The 15844-nt window shown below is 66.4% G+C and carries 13 protein-coding genes and 1 tRNA gene; all 14 read right to left on the minus strand.

The features are described from left to right. The coding region (locus tag K311_RS16985) for a GTP-binding protein (protein ID WP_043818181.1) at window positions 1-107 on the minus strand (107 nt) is incomplete at its 3' end. A 39-nt stretch (window positions 108-146) separates the two neighbouring features. Beyond that, the gene (gene fusA / locus K311_RS0113060; RefSeq protein WP_026817681.1) at window positions 147-2243 is read right to left on the minus strand and encodes an elongation factor G; all 2097 of its coding nucleotides are present in this window, start codon (window positions 2241-2243) and stop codon (window positions 147-149) included. 69 nt (window positions 2244-2312) lie between these two features. Continuing rightward, window positions 2313-2780 carry a 30S ribosomal protein S7 gene (gene rpsG / locus K311_RS0113065; RefSeq protein WP_026817682.1) on the minus strand — a complete coding sequence of 156 codons (468 nt, stop codon included), beginning with the start codon at window positions 2778-2780 and terminating at the stop codon, window positions 2313-2315. A gap of 55 nt (window positions 2781-2835) precedes the next feature. Then, complete coding sequence (rpsL, locus tag K311_RS0113070) at window positions 2836-3210, minus strand: 30S ribosomal protein S12 (protein WP_026817683.1); 375 nt, start codon at window positions 3208-3210, stop codon at window positions 2836-2838. 203 nt (window positions 3211-3413) lie between these two features. Next, entirely contained in the window at window positions 3414-7622 is a 4209-nt protein-coding gene (gene rpoC, locus K311_RS0113075) for a DNA-directed RNA polymerase subunit beta' (RefSeq protein ID WP_026817684.1), read from the minus strand. A 28-nt stretch (window positions 7623-7650) separates the two neighbouring features. Then, the gene (gene rpoB, locus K311_RS0113080) at window positions 7651-11802 is read right to left on the minus strand and encodes a DNA-directed RNA polymerase subunit beta (RefSeq protein WP_026817685.1); all 4152 of its coding nucleotides are present in this window, start codon (window positions 11800-11802) and stop codon (window positions 7651-7653) included. Between the two features lie 242 nt (window positions 11803-12044). After that, complete coding sequence (gene rplL / locus K311_RS0113085; RefSeq protein WP_026817686.1) at window positions 12045-12416, minus strand: 50S ribosomal protein L7/L12; 372 nt, start codon at window positions 12414-12416, stop codon at window positions 12045-12047. Between the two features lie 52 nt (window positions 12417-12468). After that, the gene (gene rplJ / locus K311_RS0113090; RefSeq protein ID WP_026817687.1) at window positions 12469-13002 is read right to left on the minus strand and encodes a 50S ribosomal protein L10; all 534 of its coding nucleotides are present in this window, start codon (window positions 13000-13002) and stop codon (window positions 12469-12471) included. Between the two features lie 341 nt (window positions 13003-13343). Continuing rightward, window positions 13344-14048, minus strand: coding sequence for a 50S ribosomal protein L1 (rplA, locus tag K311_RS0113095; RefSeq protein WP_026817688.1), 705 nt, complete (start codon window positions 14046-14048; stop codon window positions 13344-13346). A 4-nt stretch (window positions 14049-14052) separates the two neighbouring features. Further along, entirely contained in the window at window positions 14053-14481 is a 429-nt protein-coding gene (rplK, locus tag K311_RS0113100; protein WP_026817689.1) for a 50S ribosomal protein L11, read from the minus strand. A gap of 88 nt (window positions 14482-14569) precedes the next feature. Further along, on the minus strand, window positions 14570-15130 hold the full coding sequence (gene nusG / locus K311_RS0113105) for a transcription termination/antitermination protein NusG (RefSeq protein ID WP_026817690.1): 561 nt from the start codon (window positions 15128-15130) through the stop codon (window positions 14570-14572). Between the two features lie 14 nt (window positions 15131-15144). Then, window positions 15145-15525, minus strand: coding sequence for a preprotein translocase subunit SecE (gene secE, locus K311_RS0113110; protein WP_026817691.1), 381 nt, complete (start codon window positions 15523-15525; stop codon window positions 15145-15147). A 62-nt stretch (window positions 15526-15587) separates the two neighbouring features. Then, window positions 15588-15663: transfer RNA gene (locus K311_RS0113115), tRNA-Trp, on the minus strand. 88 nt (window positions 15664-15751) lie between these two features. After that, the coding region (locus K311_RS18205; RefSeq protein WP_022970482.1) for an EF-Tu C-terminal domain-related protein at window positions 15752-15844 on the minus strand (93 nt) is incomplete at its 5' end.

The following is a 15844-nucleotide window of genomic DNA, read 5'->3' on the forward strand; positions in this document are numbered from 1 at the left end:
CCGATCTTCGTCAGCGCCGCGGTCAGCGTGGTCTTGCCGTGGTCGACGTGACCGATGGTGCCGACGTTCACGTGCGGCTTGGTGCGCTCGAACTTACCCTTGGACATGTCTCTGCTTCCTTGATTCTAGATTCGTTGACTGCGAGGTCAGGACTTCTTGATGACCTGCTCGGCGATGTTGGCCGGCGCCTCGGCGTAGTGGTCGAATTCCATCGTGAAGGTGGCGCGGCCCTGGGTCATCGAACGCATGGAGGTCGCGTAGCCGAACATCTCGCCCAGCGGCACCATCGCGTTGATCACCTTGCCGGACGGGGTGTCGTCCGAGCCCTGCAGGATGCCGCGACGACGGCTGAGGTCGCCCATCACGTCACCCATGTAGTCCTCCGGCGTCACGACCTCGACCTTCATGATCGGCTCGAGCAGCACCGGGTTGGCCTTCTGGAAACCTTCCTTGAACGCCATCGAGCCGGCGACCTTGAACGCCATTTCGTTGGAGTCGACGTCGTGGAACGAGCCGTCGACCGCCTTGATCTTGATGTCGACCACCGGGAAGCCGGCCAACACGCCGTTCTTCATGGCGTCCTCGATGCCCTTGCCGGCCGCGACGACGTATTCCTTCGGAACCACGCCGCCGACGATGGCGTTCTCGAACGAGAAGCCGCCGCCGCGCTCCTGCGGCTCCATCTCGATGACGATGTGGCCGTACTGGCCGCGACCGCCCGACTGGCGCACGAACTTGCCTTCCTGCTTGATCGCCTTGCGGATCGTCTCGCGGTACGCGACCTGCGGCTTGCCGACGTTCGCCTCGACGTTGAACTCGCGCTTCATGCGGTCGACGATGATGTCGAGGTGCAGCTCGCCCATGCCGGAGATGATCGTCTGGCCCGACTCCTCGTCGGTCTTGACGCGGAACGAGGGGTCTTCCTGCGCCAGGCGGCCCAGGGCGATACCCATCTTCTCCTGGTCGGACTTGGTCTTCGGCTCGACCGCCATCGAGATCACCGGCTCCGGGAACGTCATCCGCTCGAGCACGATCGGCGCGTCCTGCGCGCACAGCGTGTCGCCGGTGGTGACGTCCTTCAGGCCCACGGCCGCGGCGATGTCGCCCGCCAGCACTTCCTTGATCTCGTCGCGCTGGTTGGAGTGCATCTGCAGCAGGCGGCCGATGCGCTCCTTCTTGCCCTTGACCGAATTGAACACCTGGTCGCCGGCATTCAGCGTGCCCGAGTAGACGCGGAAGAAGGTCAGCGAACCGACGAACGGGTCGGTCATGATCTTGAACGCGAGCGCCGAGAACGGCGCCTTGTCGCTCGACTCGCGGCTCAGCTCCTTGGTCTCGTCGTCGACGTCGACGCCGCGCACGGCCGGCACGTCGACCGGCGACGGCAGCAGCTTGACGACGCCGTCGAGCATCGCCTGCACGCCCTTGTTCTTGAACGCGCTGCCGCAGAACATCGGCACGATCTCGGTGTTGAGCGTGCGGATGCGAAGGCCCTCGATGACCTCTTCCTCGGACAGCTCGCCGTCCTCGAGGTACTTGTTCATGAGCTCTTCGCTGGCCTCGGCCGCGGACTCGATCATGAACGAGCGCGCCTCGGCTGCGGCATCGGCCAGGTCGGCCGGAATGTCGCGGTACTCGAAGCTCAGGCCCTGCGTGGCGGCATCCCAGTGGATGGCCTTCATCTTCAGCAGGTCGACCACGCCCTCGAAACCGTCTTCGGCGCCGATCGGCACCTGCATCGGAACCGGGGTCGCGCCCAGGCGCGCCTTCAGCTGGTCACGGACCTTGAAGAAGTTGGCGCCGGTGCGGTCCATCTTGTTGACGAACGCGATGCGCGGCACGTGGTACTTGTTGGCCTGGCGCCACACCGTCTCCGACTGCGGCTGCACGCCGCCGACCGCACACAGCACGAACACCGCGCCGTCGAGCACGCGCAGCGAACGCTCGACTTCGATCGTGAAGTCGACGTGCCCGGGGGTGTCGATGATGTTGAAGCGGTGCTCGGGGAAGGTCTTGTCCATGCCCTTCCAGAACGCCGTGGTGGCGGCGGACTGGATGGTGATGCCGCGCTCCTGCTCCTGCTCCATCCAGTCCATCGTCGCGGCGCCGTCGTGCACCTCGCCGATCTTGTGGCTCTTGCCGGTGTAGAACAGGATGCGCTCGGACGTGGTGGTCTTGCCGGCATCGATGTGGGCCATGATGCCGAAGTTGCGGTAACGCTCGATCGGGGTAGTGCGTGCCACGGGAATTCCTCGGTGGGGTGCCGCCCGGCGCCGGGCGCCAGGGGCGGTTTCGCTACGCGGTGGCTTCGATTACCAGCGGTAGTGCGAGAAGGCCTTGTTGGCCTCGGCCATGCGGTGCGTCTCTTCGCGCTTCTTGACGGCGCCGCCACGGTTTTCCGACGCGTCCAGCAGCTCGGCGGCCAGCTTGCGCGGCATGGTGTTCTCGCCGCGCTTGCGCGCCGACTCGATCACCCAGCGCATCGCCAGCGCCATGCGGCGGGAGGAACGGACTTCGACCGGCACCTGGTAGGTCGCACCGCCGACGCGGCGGGACTTGACCTCGACCGCCGGGGCGACGTTGCCCAGCGCCTTCTCGACCAGCGCCAGCGGCTCGCTGTTCTTCTCGCCGATGACGTCCATCGCGCCGTAGACGATCTTCTCGGCGATCGACTTCTTGCCGGACTTCATGACCATGTTGATGAAGCGCGCGACGACTTCGCTTCCGTGCTTGGGATCCGGAAGGATCGAGCGGGTACCGGGAGAACCTTTACGGGACATGATGCTTGCCTAAATGTGCTTGAGATGGGTCGTTCGCTGCGGGATTCCGCGCGAATCAGGACTTCGGACGCTTGGCGCCGTACTTCGAACGGCTCTGGCGACGCTTGGTGACGCCGGCGGCGTCGAGCGAGCCTCGCACGGTGTGGTAGCGCACGCCCGGGAGGTCCTTGACGCGGCCGCCGCGGATCAGCACGACCGAGTGCTCCTGCAGGTTGTGGCCTTCGCCGCCGATGTAGGAGATGACCTCGAAACCGTTCGTCAGGCGCACCTTGGCGACCTTGCGGAGGGCCGAGTTCGGCTTCTTCGGGGTCGTGGTGTACACGCGGGTGCACACGCCACGGCGCTGCGGGCAGTTTTCCAGCGCCGGAGAGGCGCTCTTGAAGGTGTTCGGCTGCCGCGGCTTGCGCACCAGCTGGTTGATCGTCGCCATTCGTAGGGATCCTGGATGAAAAACAAGGCGGGCCGGAAACCGGCCCACCGAGAAGCGGGAGTTTACTTCGCGTTAAACGCGCCCGTCAACACGCGGCGGGGGCGCCGTTTGGGTTTCCATCGTCCTTGAACCGGACACGAGGGAACTTCCTGTTCCCTCTTTCCGGATGTGGGCAGGGTGACTGACCTGCCGCGTCGTTTTGATCAGCCGTCGGAGCCGGCTTCTTCGGTGCTTTCGTTCGCGGCCGTGACGGCCCGCAGGGTCTCCAGTTCGGAATCGGACAGCTCGGGCTGGGCCGCCTGCCTGCGCTTGGTGTGATACGCCAGGCCGGTACCCGCCGGAATGAGGCGGCCGACGATAACGTTCTCCTTCAGGCCGCGCAAGCTGTCGCGGGTGCCGCGGACGGCCGCCTCGGTCAGCACGCGGGTGGTCTCCTGGAAGGAGGCCGCGGAGATGAACGACTCGGTCGCCAGCGAGGCCTTGGTGATGCCCAGCAGGACCGGATCGACCTTCGCCGGGATCTCGCCCCGCGCCTTCAGCTTCTCGTTCTCCTCGACCACGCGCAGGCGCTCGGCCTGCTCCCCGGCCATCCAGCGCGAGTCGCCGCCGTCGGTGATCTCGACCTTGCGCAGCATCTGGCGAATGATCACCTCGATGTGCTTGTCGTTGATCTTGACGCCCTGCAGGCGGTAGACGTCCTGGATTTCCTTGACCAGGTAAGCCGCCAGCGGCTCGACACCGAGCAGACGCAGGATGTCCTGCGGGTTCGGCTCGCCGTCGACCACGGTCTCGCCCTTGGCGATGTGCTCGCCTTCGTAGACGATGACCTGGCGGTACTTCGGGATGAGCTCTTCGTGCTCGTTGCCGTCGGCGTCCTTGATGATCAGGCGCTGCTTGCCCTTGGTGTCCTTGCCGAAGCTGATGATGCCCGACACCTCGGCGAGGATCGCCGGATCCTTCGGCTTGCGCGCTTCGAACAGGTCGGCGACGCGCGGCAGACCACCGGTGATGTCGCGGGTCTTCGACGCTTCCTGCGGCACCTTCGTGACCACGTCGCCGACGCCGACCGCGTCGCCGTCCTGCAGGTTCACGATCGAGCGCGGCGGCAGCAGGTACTGCGCCGGCAGGTCGGTGCCCGGGATGTTCAGGTCCTTGCCGTTGGCGTCGACGATGCGGACGATCGGGCGCAGGTCCTTGCCCTGCGAGCCGCGACGCTTCGGATCGGTGATCTCGCGCGAGGCCAGGCCGGTCTGCTCGTCGGTCTTCTCGATGACGGTGACGCCGTCGACGAAGTCGACGAAGCGCACGAAGCCCGCCACTTCCGACACGATCGGGTGGTTGTGCGGATCCCAGGTCGCGACCGTCTTGCCGGCCTTGACGTCGTCGCCGTCCTTGACGTTGATCACCGCGCCGTACGGCAGCTTGTAGCGCTCGCGCTCGCGGCCGTGGTTGTCCAGCACCGAGAGCTCGCCCGAGCGCGACACCGCCACCAGGTGGCCGTTCGCGTGCTGGACGTGCTTGAGGTTGTTGAACTTGACGGTACCGGTGGTCTTGACGGTGATGTTGTCCACCGCCGCCGCACGCGACGCCGCGCCGCCGATGTGGAACGTACGCATCGTCAGCTGGGTGCCCGGCTCGCCGATCGACTGCGCGGCCACGACGCCCACGGCCTCGCCGTGGTTGACGATGTGGCCACGCGCCAGGTCACGGCCGTAGCAGTGGGCGCAGATGCCGAACGCACTTTCGCAGGTGATCGCCGAGCGCACCTTGATCGACTGCACGCCGGCGCCTTCCAGGCGGTCGACCCACGACTCGTCGAGCAGGGTGTTGCGGGTGACGATCGGATCCTCGTCGTTGCCCGGCAGGAACACGTCCTCGGCCACGATGCGGCCCAGCACGCGGTCGCGCAGCGGCTCGACCACGTCACCGCCCTCGACGATCGGGGTCATGGTGAGGCCGTGGACCGTGCCGCAGTCGGACTCGGTGACGACCACGTCCTGCGCCACGTCGACGAGGCGACGGGTCAGGTAACCCGAGTTCGCGGTCTTCAGCGCGGTATCCGCGAGGCCCTTGCGGGCGCCGTGGGTCGAGATGAAGTACTGCAGGACGTTCAGGCCCTCGCGGAAGTTCGCGGTGATCGGCGTCTCGATGATCGAGCCGTCCGGACGCGCCATCAGGCCGCGCATACCGGCGAGCTGACGGATCTGCGCCTGCGAACCACGGGCGCCGGAGTCGGCCATGATGTAGACCGAGTTCATCGACTTCTGGTCGATGGTCTCGCCCTTGGCGTTCTGCACCTTCTCGGTGCCGATCGCTTCCATCATCGCCTTGGCCACGCGCTCGTTCGTGCGCGACCAGATGTCGACGACCTTGTTGTAGCGCTCGCCGGCGGTGACCAGACCGCTCTGGTACTGCTCCTGGATCTCCAGCACTTCCGACTCGGCCTCGGCCAGGATCGACTTCTTCTCGTCCGGGATGATCATGTCGTCGATGCCGATCGACACGCCCGCACGGGTGGCGAAGCTGAAGCCGGTGTACATCAGCTGGTCGGCGAAGATCACCGTGGCCTTCAGGCCCAGCTGGCGGTAGCAGGTGTTGATCAGGCGGCTGATCGCCTTCTTGTTCAGCTCGGTGTTGACCAGGTCGAACGGCAGGCCGTCCGGCAGGATCTCGGCGAGCAGCGCGCGGCCGACGGTGGTGTCCACGACCACGTTGCGGCGGGTGCGGTTGCCCTCGGCATCGGTCTCGGAGACCGGCAGGCGCACCTTGACCTTGGCGTGCAGCTCGACGACGCGGTTGTCGTAGGCGCGCTTGGCCTCGGCGACGTTCGCGAACGCCATGCCCTCGCCCCGCTTGTTCTCGAGCGCGCGGGTCATGTAGTACAGGCCGAGCACGACGTCCTGGGTCGGCACGATGATCGGCTCGCCGTTCGCCGGCGACAGGATGTTGTTCGACGACATCATCAGCGCGCGCGCTTCCAGCTGGGCCTCGAGGCTCAGCGGGACGTGCACGGCCATCTGGTCACCGTCGAAGTCGGCGTTGAACGCGGTGCAGACCAGCGGGTGCAGCTGGATGGCCTTGCCCTCGATCAGCACCGGCTCGAACGCCTGGATGCCGAGGCGGTGCAGCGTCGGCGCACGGTTCAGCAGCACCGGGTGCTCGCGGATCACCTCTTCCAGGATGTCCCAGACCTCGGCTTCCTCGCGCTCGACCAGCTTCTTGGCGGCCTTGATCGTCGTGGCCAGGCCACGGCGCTGCAGCTTCGCGAAGATGAAGGGCTTGAACAGCTCGAGCGCCATCTTCTTCGGCAGGCCGCACTGGTGCAGCTTCAGGTACGGGCCGACCACGATGACCGAACGGCCGGAGTAGTCGACGCGCTTGCCGAGCAGGTTCTGGCGGAAGCGGCCCTGCTTGCCCTTGATCATGTCGGCCAGCGACTTCAGCGGGCGCTTGTTGGTGCCGGTGATGGCGCGGCCGCGGCGGCCGTTGTCCATCAGCGCGTCCACCGACTCCTGCAGCATGCGCTTCTCGTTGCGCACGATGATGTCCGGCGCATTGAGCTCGAGCAGGCGCTTGAGGCGGTTGTTGCGGTTGATGACGCGGCGGTACAGGTCGTTCAGGTCGGAGGTCGCGAAGCGGCCGCCGTCCAGCGGAACCAGCGGACGCAGGTCCGGCGGCAGCACCGGCAGGACGGTCATGACCATCCACTCCGGACGGTTGCCCGACTCGATGAAGGCCTCCATCAGCTTGATGCGCTTGGTGAGGCGCTTGAGCTTCGTCTCGGAGTTCGTCGAGGCGATCTCTTCCTTCAGGCGCAGCAGCTCGGCGTTGAGGTCGATCGTGCGCAGCAGCTGGTAGACCGCCTCGGCGCCCATCAGGGCGTCGAAGTCGTCACCGTGCTCCTGGCGCGCCTGCAGGAACTGCTCCTCGGTCAGCAGCTGGCCACGGTCGAGCGTGGTCAGGCCCGGCTCGATGACCACGTAGGCCTCGAAGTACAGGATGCGTTCGATGTCGCGCAGGGTCATGTCCAGCATCAGGCCGATGCGCGACGGCAGCGACTTCAGGAACCAGATGTGCGCGGTCGGGCTGGCGAGCTCGATGTGGCCCATGCGCTCGCGACGGACCTTGGCCAGGGTGACCTCGGTGCCGCACTTCTCGCAGACCACGCCGCGGTGCTTCATGCGCTTGTACTTGCCGCACAGGCACTCGTAGTCCTTGATCGGACCGAAGATCGCGGCGCAGAACAGGCCATCGCGTTCAGGCTTGAAGGTGCGGTAGTTGATCGTCTCCGGCTTCTTCACTTCACCGAAGGACCAGCTGCGGATCAGGTCCGGCGAAGCCAGCCCGATCTTGATGCCGTCGAAGTCGAGCGACTGGCGCTGCTGGTTGAACAGATTGAGCAAGTCTTTCATTGGGTAGTCTCCTGTTCCCGGCGCCGGATCACTGCTCTTCCAGCTCGATGTTGATCGCGAGCGAGCGGATTTCCTTCACGAGGACGTTGAAGGATTCCGGCATGCCGGCGGTCATCTCGTGCTCGCCGTCGACGATGTTCTTGTACATCTGGTTGCGGCCCTGCACGTCGTCGGACTTCACCGTCAGCATTTCCTGCAGGGTGTAGGCCGCGCCGTAGGCTTCCAGCGCCCAGACTTCCATCTCGCCGAAGCGCTGGCCGCCGAACTGCGCCTTGCCGCCCAGCGGCTGCTGGGTGACGAGCGAGTACGGACCGGTCGAACGCGCGTGCATCTTGTCGTCGACGAGGTGGTTGAGCTTGAGCATGTGCATGTAGCCGACGGTGACCGGGCGGTCGAAGGATTCGCCGGTACGGCCGTCGAACAGGGTCGTCTGACCGCTCGACGGCAGGTCCGCCAGCGCCAGCATCGTCTTGATCTCGGCCTCGGCCGCACCGTCGAACACCGGGGTGGCCATCGGCACGCCGCCGGTGAGGTTCTGCGCCAGGCGCAGCAACTCGTTGTCGTCCAGCTGCGACAGATCGACGCGCTCGCCGGCCAGCTTCTTGTCGTGGTTGTAGATCTGGTCGAGGAACTTGCGCAGCTCGGCGACCTTCTCCTGCGCCTCGAGCATGCGCTGGATCTTCTGGCCCAGGCCCTTGGCGGCCCAGCCCAGATGCACCTCGAGCACCTGGCCGATGTTCATTCGGCTCGGCACGCCCAGCGGGTTCAGCACGATGTCGACGGTCTCGCCGTTCGCCATGTAGGGCATGTCCTGGACCGGAACGATGGTCGAGACGACACCCTTGTTGCCGTGGCGGCCGGCCATCTTGTCGCCCGGCTGGATGCGGCGCTTCACGGCCAGGAAGACCTTGACCATCTTCAGCACGCCCGGGGCGAGGTCGTCGCCCTGGGTGATCTTGGCGCGCTTGTCCTGGAAGCGCTTCTCGAACTCCTTCTCGTGCGCCTCGATCTGCTTCTGCGCCTTCTCGATCAGCTCGGCCGCGTCCTCGTCCTTCATGCGGATCGAGAACCAGTCGGACTTCTTCAGGCCGTCCAGGTACTCGGCGGTGATCGCGGTGCCCTTCTTCAGGCCGTCCGGACCGCCGTTGGCGACCTTGCCGATCAGCGCGCCACGCAGACGCGAGAAGATCGCGCCCTCGAGGATGCGGAACTGGTCGTCGAAGTCCTTCTTGACGCGCTTGATCTCGCTTTCCTCGATCTGGCGCGCGCGCTTGTCCTTCTCGATGCCGTCGCGGGTGAAGACCTGCACGTCGATGACGGTGCCGTCCATGCCCGGCGGAACGCGCAGCGAGCTGTCCTTAACGTCGGAAGCCTTCTCGCCGAAGATCGCGCGCAGCAGCTTCTCTTCCGGGGTCAGCTGGCTCTCGCCCTTCGGCGTGACCTTGCCGACCAGGATGTCGCCGGCACGCACCTCGGCGCCGATGTAGACCACGCCGGACTCGTCGAGGCGGCCGAGCGCCTGCTCGGACACGTTCGGGATGTCGGCGGTGATCTCCTCCGGCCCCAGCTTGGTGTCGCGGGCGACGCAGGTCAGTTCCTCGATGTGGATCGTCGTGTAGCGGTCCTGTTCGACGACGCGCTCCGACAGCAGGATCGAGTCCTCGAAGTTGTAGCCGTTCCACGGCATGAACGCGACCAGCATGTTCTGGCCCAGCGCCAGCTCGCCGATGTCGGTGGACGGGCCGTCCGCGAGCACGTCGCCGCGGGCGACGCGGTCACCGACGTTCACCAGCGGGGTCTGGTTGATGCAGGTGTTCTGGTTCGAGCGCGTGTACTTCACCAGGGTGTAGATGTCGACGCCGGCGTCGTTGTCGGTCATCTCGGCCTCGTCGACGCGCACCACGATGCGGCCGGCGTCGACCTGGTCGATCACGCCGCCGCGGCGGGCGTTCACGGTGACACCCGAGTCGCGCGCCACGGCGCGCTCGATGCCGGTACCGACCAGCGGCTTCTCGGCGCGCAGCGTCGGTACCGCCTGGCGCTGCATGTTGGCGCCCATCAGCGCGCGGTTGGCGTCGTCGTGCTCGATGAACGGCACCAGCGCCGCCGCGACCGACACCGACTGCATCGGCGAGACGTCCATGTACTGGATCTCGCTCGGCGGCTTGAGCAGCGTTTCGGCCTGGTAGCGGCACGGTACGAACGGCGCCTGGAAGCTGCCGTCCTTGTTGAGCTCGGCGTTCGCCTGCGCGATCGAGAACTCGTGCTCCTCGATGGCCGACAGGAACTCGACCTGGTCGGTGACCTTGCCGTCCACGACCTTGCGGTACGGCGTCTCGAGGAAGCCGTACTTGTTCGAGCGGGCGTAGACCGCCAGCGAGTTGATCAGGCCGATGTTCGGGCCTTCAGGGGTCTCGATGGTGCAGACGCGGCCGTAGTGGGTCGGGTGCACGTCGCGCACCTCGAAGCCGGCGCGCTCGCGGGTCAGGCCACCCGGGCCCAGCGCCGAGACGCGACGCTTGTGCGTCACCTCGGACAGCGGGTTGTTCTGGTCCATGAACTGCGACAGCTGCGACGAGCCGAAAAACTCCTTGATCGCGGCGGCCACCGGCTTGGCGTTGATCAGATCCTGCGGGGTCAGGCCGTCGGACTCGGCCAGCGACAGGCGCTCCTTCACGGCGCGCTCGACGCGCACCAGGCCGACGCGGAACACGTTCTCGGCCATCTCGCCGACCGAACGCACGCGGCGGTTGCCCAGGTGGTCGATGTCGTCGACGACGCCGCGACCGTTGCGGATCTCGGTCAGGGTCTTGATGACGTCGAGGATGTCGGAGGTCCGGCCGAGTTCCTTGACCAGGTTCTTCGCGGTCTCGTCGCTGCGGTCGCCGAAGTACTTCCAGTCGTACAGCACCGGCGCACCGGTGACTTCCTTGCGGCCGACGCGGCGGTTGAACTTCATCCGGCCGACGCCCGACAGGTCGTAGCGCTCGAAGGTGAAGAACAGGTTGTAGAACAGGTTCTGCGCGGCGTCCTTCGTCGGCGGCTCGCCCGGACGCATCATGCGGTAGATCTCGACCAGGGCCTCGAGCTGGGTCTTGGTCGGGTCGATGCGCAGGGTGTTGGAGATGTACGGGCCGCGGTCGAGGTCGTTCACCCACAGGGTGCCGATCACGTCGACGCCGGCCTTGCGCAGCTTGGCGACGTTCGCCTCGTTGAGCTCTTCGTTCGCGGCCGCCAGCAGCTCGCCAGTCTTCGTGTCGACGACGTCGTGCGACAGGATGCGGCCCGTCAGGTACTCGTCCGGCACCGCCAGCGTCTGCACGTTGGCGCGCTCGAGTTCCTTGACGTGGCGCGCGGTGATGCGCTTGCCGGCCTCGACGATGACCTTGCCGCCGACCACGAGGTCGAAGTTCAGGGTCTCGCCGCGCAGGCGTTCGGGGACGAGCTCGAGCTCGACGCCGTCCTGCTTGGCGATGTGGAAGGTGTTGACCTCGAAGAACTGCTTGAGGATCTCTTCGTTGTTGTAGCCCAGCGCGCGCAGCAGGATCGTCACCGGCAGCTTGCGGCGACGGTCGATGCGGGTGAACACGGCGTCCTTCGGGTCGAACTCGAAGTCCAGCCAGGAGCCGCGGTACGGAATGATGCGGGCGCTGTAGAGCAGCTTGCCCGAGCTGTGCGTCTTGCCACGGTCGTGGTCGAAGAACACGCCCGGCGAACGGTGCAGCTGCGAGACGATGACGCGCTCGGTGCCGTTGACGATGAAGGTGCCGTTGTCGGTCATCAGGGGCAGCTCGCCCATGTAGACCTCCTGCTCCTTCACGTACTTGATCGCCTTGGTCGACGACTCGCGGTCGTAGATGACCAGGCGCACGGTCACGCGCAGCGGGGCGCCGAAGGTCAGGCCGCGGTTGCGGCACTCGCGCTCGTCGAACGGCGGCTCGCCGAGCTTGTAGCTGACGTACTCCAGCGCGGCATTGCCGGAGTAGCTGACGATCGGGAACACCGACTTGAGGGCGGCGTGCAGGCCGCGGTCCTCGCGCTTCTTCTCGTCCGTGCTCTCCTGCAGGAACTCGCGGTACGAGTCCATCTGGATCGCGAGCAGGTACGGAACGTCAAGGACGGCGCGGCGCTTGCCGAAGTCCTTGCGGATTCGCTTCTTTTCGGTGAAGGAGTACGTCATTTTTGGCGATCGCCTCGTGACAGGGGTCCGCGCGTCCGCGGCCCGGGGGGAACATCGAATTGCCAGTGGGAAGTCGCTGGTATTGCCGGCACCAGCACGCCCTCTCCCGCTACTTCCGACTGGCCACTCAAAGCGTGGGTATTTCCATTTCCGGCCGATCCGTCAGGAACGGCCAAAGGCCGGGAGCTTTCGCCCCCGGCCCCGGTGCGTCGCCAATACCGTCCGGCGACCCAATGGCGGTATTACTTGAGCTCGACGGTGGCGCCAGCCGCCTCGAGGTCCTTCTTGAACTTCGCCGCGTCGTCCTTCGACACGCCTTCCTTGACGATGCCGCCGGCCTCGGTGAGGTCCTTGGCTTCCTTCAGGCCCAGGCCGGTGATGGCGCGGACGGCCTTGATGACCTCGACCTTCTTGTCGCCGGCCGACTTCAGCACGACGGTGAACTCGGTCTGCTCCTCGGCGGCCGGACCAGCGGCGACCGGGCCGGCGGCCACGGCGACCGGAGCGGCGGCGGAGACGCCGAACTTCTCTTCGATGGCCTTCACCAGCTCCATCACTTCCATCAGGGTCTTGCCGGCGATGGCTTCGACGATCTGCTCGTTGGAAAGGGACATTGTTATCTACCTCGGGTAATTGTCTGGATGTTTGGTTGCGGAAGTTCGGCGATCAGGCGGTTTCGGCCGCAGCCTCGGCGGGAGCGGCTTCTTCGCCACCACCCTGCTTGTCGGCGATGGCCTTGACCGCACGGGCGAACATCGCGGCCGGCTCGGCCAGCACGCGCGCCAGCATCGCCAGCGCCTGCTCGCGGGTCGGCAGCGAGGCCAGCACGTCGAGGTGGGAACCATCGAGATGCTTGCCGCCGATCGACACGACCTTGGCCTGCAGCTTGTCGTTGCCCTTGGCGAACTCCTTGATCAGGCGACCGGCAGCGCCGGGGTCTTCCATCGAGAACGCGTACAGCAGCGGACCGACGAGCGCGTCCCTGGTGCCTTCGAACTCCGTACCGGCGACGGCGCGGGTGGCCAGCGTGTTCTTCACGACCTTCAGGTACACGCCGGTCTCGCGCGCCTTCTTCCGCATCGCGGTCATCTGCGAGACCGTGACGCCGGCGTACTCGGCGGCGACCAGGGAGTGCGCCTTGCCGGCGACATCCGCCAGCTCCGCGACGACTTCCTGCTTTTGGGACAGTTTGAGAGCCATTAGCACTCCTCCAGTTGAACGTCCGCCGGCGGCTCCTGCCGCGGGCGGTGTGAGGCGATGCCGTTCCGTCGGCATCGGGGACGCCAGGGCGTCCCGGTGGTGGCCTATCCAGAGAATTCCGGGAGGCGGCACCATCTGCGCAGGCCCGACTTCATGCGAAGTGCGGATTAAGCGATCCCGCTTGTGGCGACGGCGAATCCCTGCCAGTCGTGCATCCGTGCCCGACGTCGTCACGCGCTGACCGCACCTGCGGTCTTTGATGGAAGCACCGCGGAAAACCTCCCCGCGACGCCGCCTTCAATTCGATTCCGGCCGGGGCGACGACCCCGGCCGGCGACGTGTTACTTCGCCAGCGACAGCGTCGACTGGTCGACGACCACGCCGACGCCCATCGTCGAGCTCAGCGAGATCTTCTGCAGGTACTGGCCCTTCGCGGCGGCCGGCTTGGCCTTCACCAGGTCGCCGAGCAGCGCGTGCAGGTTGTTCTTCAGGGCCTCGGCCTCGAAGCTCGCCTTGCCGATGGTGCAGTGGATGATGCCCGCCTTGTCGGTGCGGTAACGCACCTGGCCCGCCTTCGCATTGCGCACGGCGCCGGCGGCGTCCGGGGACACGGTGCCGACCTTCGGGTTCGGCATCAGGCCGCGCGGACCCAGCACCTGGCCGAGCTTGCCGACCACGCGCATCGCGTCCGGGGTGGCGATGACGACGTCGTAGTTCAGGTCGCCGCCGAGCATCTTCTCGGCCAGGTCGTCCATGCCGACGACGTCGGCACCGGCGGCCAGGGCCTCGTCGGCCTTGGCGCCCGCCGGGCAGAACACCGCCACGCGGACCGACTTGCCGGTACCGGCCGGCAGCACGGTCGAGCCGCGCACCTGCTGGTCGGACTTGCGCGCGTCGACGCCGAGGCGCACGGCCACGTCGATCGACTCGACGAACTTCGTCTTCGAGTTCGCCTGGATGATCTTCAGCGCCTCGTCGAGGCTGTAGGCCTTGCCCGGGGTGACCAGGGACTGCAGGGCCTTGTATCGCTTCGAAATCTTCGCCATGTCCTCAGCCCTCCACCACGAGACCCATGCTGCGGGCGCTACCGGCGATGGTGCGCACCGCGGCGTCCAGATCAGCCGCCGTCAGGTCGGGTTCCTTCGCCTTGGCGATGTCCTCGAGCTGCGCGCGGGTGACCTTGCCGACCTTGTCGGTGTTCGGGCGCTTGGAGCCCGAGGTGATGCCCGCGGCCTTCTTCAGCAGCACCGTCGCCGGCGTGCTCTTGGTGACGAAGGTGAACGTGCGGTCGGAGTACGCGGTGATGATCACCGGCGTCGGCAGGCCCGGCTCGAGCTTGGCCGTGGCGGCGTTGAACGCCTTGCAGAACTCCATGATGTTCAGGCCGCGCTGACCCAGCGCGGGACCGACCGGCGGCGAGGGGTTGGCCTGACCGGCCTTCACCTGCAGCTTGATGTAACCAACTACTTTCTTGGCCATTTCTCTCTCTCCGGGTGCAAGCGCCTGTTGTCAGGCTCCCCATCGTGCCGGGTGGGTTCGTGCCCCGGCTTCACGTATGAATCGTGCGTCAGGCCTTCTCGACCTGGCCGAACTCCAGCTCCACCGAGGTGGACCGGCCGAAGATCAGCACCGCCAGACGCAGGCGGCTCTTCTCGTAATTGACTTCCTCGACGACGCCGTTGAACTCGATGAACGGACCGTCGATCACGCGCACCATCTCGCCCGGCTCGAACAGCACCTTCGGACGCGGCTTCTCGGCGCCGTCCTGGACGCGGCGCAGGATCACGTCGGCCTCGCTGTCCTTGATCGGGAGCGGGCGCTCGGCGGTTCCGCCGATGAAGCCCATGACCTTCGGGGTCTCCTTGATCAGGTGCCAGCTCTCGTCGTCGATGCGCGGAATGCCGTTGTCCTCGCTGGTCTCGATCTGCACGAGCACGTAGCCCGGGAAGAACTTGCGCTCGGACTTGCGCTTCTGGCCGCCGCGCATCTCCACGACCTCCTCGGTCGGGACCAGTACCTGCCCGAACTTGTCCTGCATCCCGGCGCGCGCGATGCGCGTTTCCAGCGCGCGCTGCACCTGGTGCTCGAAGCCCGAGTAGGCATGGACGACGTACCAGCGCTTGGCCACTTGTTACTCCTTGATCAGCCGAGCACGAGCTTGACCAGCTCGGCGATGATGAAATCGAAGCCGGCGAGCAGCAGGCTGACGATGGTGACCACGACCAGGATCACCCAGGTCGTCCGCATCGCTTCCTGGCGCGTCGGCCAGACGACCTTGCGCAGCTCGAACATCGACTCGCTGAAGAACTCGCGGACACCGCGACCCTTCGCCGTCAGCGAGAACACGAAGCCGGCCGCAGCCACCGCCGCCGCCACCAGCAGGCCGCGCAGCGGCGCCGGCCAGCTCTGCAGCGCGTAGGTGTAGGCCCACAGGCTGGCGACGACCAGCAAACCCGCGACGACGTACTTGACGACGTCGGCGGCGCTCGACGCCTGTTCCGGTTGTTCGACCTTCGTGTTCATTCGGCTCTGTTCCGGCGGGAGCCGGTGCAGGGCGCGCGGCCCGGGGACCGCGGCGCCGTGAGTGGCGCGCCAGGTAGGACTCGAACCTACAACCTGCGGTTTTGGAGACCGCTGCTCTGCCAGTTGAGCTACTGACGCATTGGCAATCCTTCAACGGGCGATGGCGGACCGCTGCCGGCCCGCCATTCCCGCGCCCGACCGGCTGGCGCCGGACGGGCGAAACAGCTTACTTGATGACCTTGGCAACCACGCCGGCGCCGACGGTGCGGCCACCCTCGCGGATCGCGAAGCGCAGGCCCTCGTCCATCGCGATCGGGGC

This window comes from Arenimonas composti TR7-09 = DSM 18010, assembly GCF_000426365.1.
Lineage (GTDB): Bacteria > Pseudomonadota > Gammaproteobacteria > Xanthomonadales > Xanthomonadaceae > Arenimonas > Arenimonas composti.

What these genes read in the sequence shown, in the direction of transcription:
- rpsG (WP_026817682.1), bottom strand. Translation starts at nt 2,780, where the DNA reads ATGTCCCGTAAAGGTTCTCCCGGTACCCGCTCGATCCTTCCGGATCCC.
- rpsL (WP_026817683.1), bottom strand. Translation starts at nt 3,210, where the DNA reads ATGGCGACGATCAACCAGCTGGTGCGCAAGCCGCGGCAGCCGAACACC.
- rpoC (WP_026817684.1), bottom strand. Translation starts at nt 7,622, where the DNA reads ATGAAAGACTTGCTCAATCTGTTCAACCAGCAGCGCCAGTCGCTCGAC.
- rpoB (WP_026817685.1), bottom strand. Translation starts at nt 11,802, where the DNA reads ATGACGTACTCCTTCACCGAAAAGAAGCGAATCCGCAAGGACTTCGGC.
- rplL (WP_026817686.1), bottom strand. Translation starts at nt 12,416, where the DNA reads ATGTCCCTTTCCAACGAGCAGATCGTCGAAGCCATCGCCGGCAAGACC.
- rplJ (WP_026817687.1), bottom strand. Translation starts at nt 13,002, where the DNA reads ATGGCTCTCAAACTGTCCCAAAAGCAGGAAGTCGTCGCGGAGCTGGCG.
- rplA (WP_026817688.1), bottom strand. Translation starts at nt 14,048, where the DNA reads ATGGCGAAGATTTCGAAGCGATACAAGGCCCTGCAGTCCCTGGTCACC.
- rplK (WP_026817689.1), bottom strand. Translation starts at nt 14,481, where the DNA reads ATGGCCAAGAAAGTAGTTGGTTACATCAAGCTGCAGGTGAAGGCCGGT.
- secE (WP_026817691.1), bottom strand. Translation starts at nt 15,525, where the DNA reads ATGAACACGAAGGTCGAACAACCGGAACAGGCGTCGAGCGCCGCCGAC.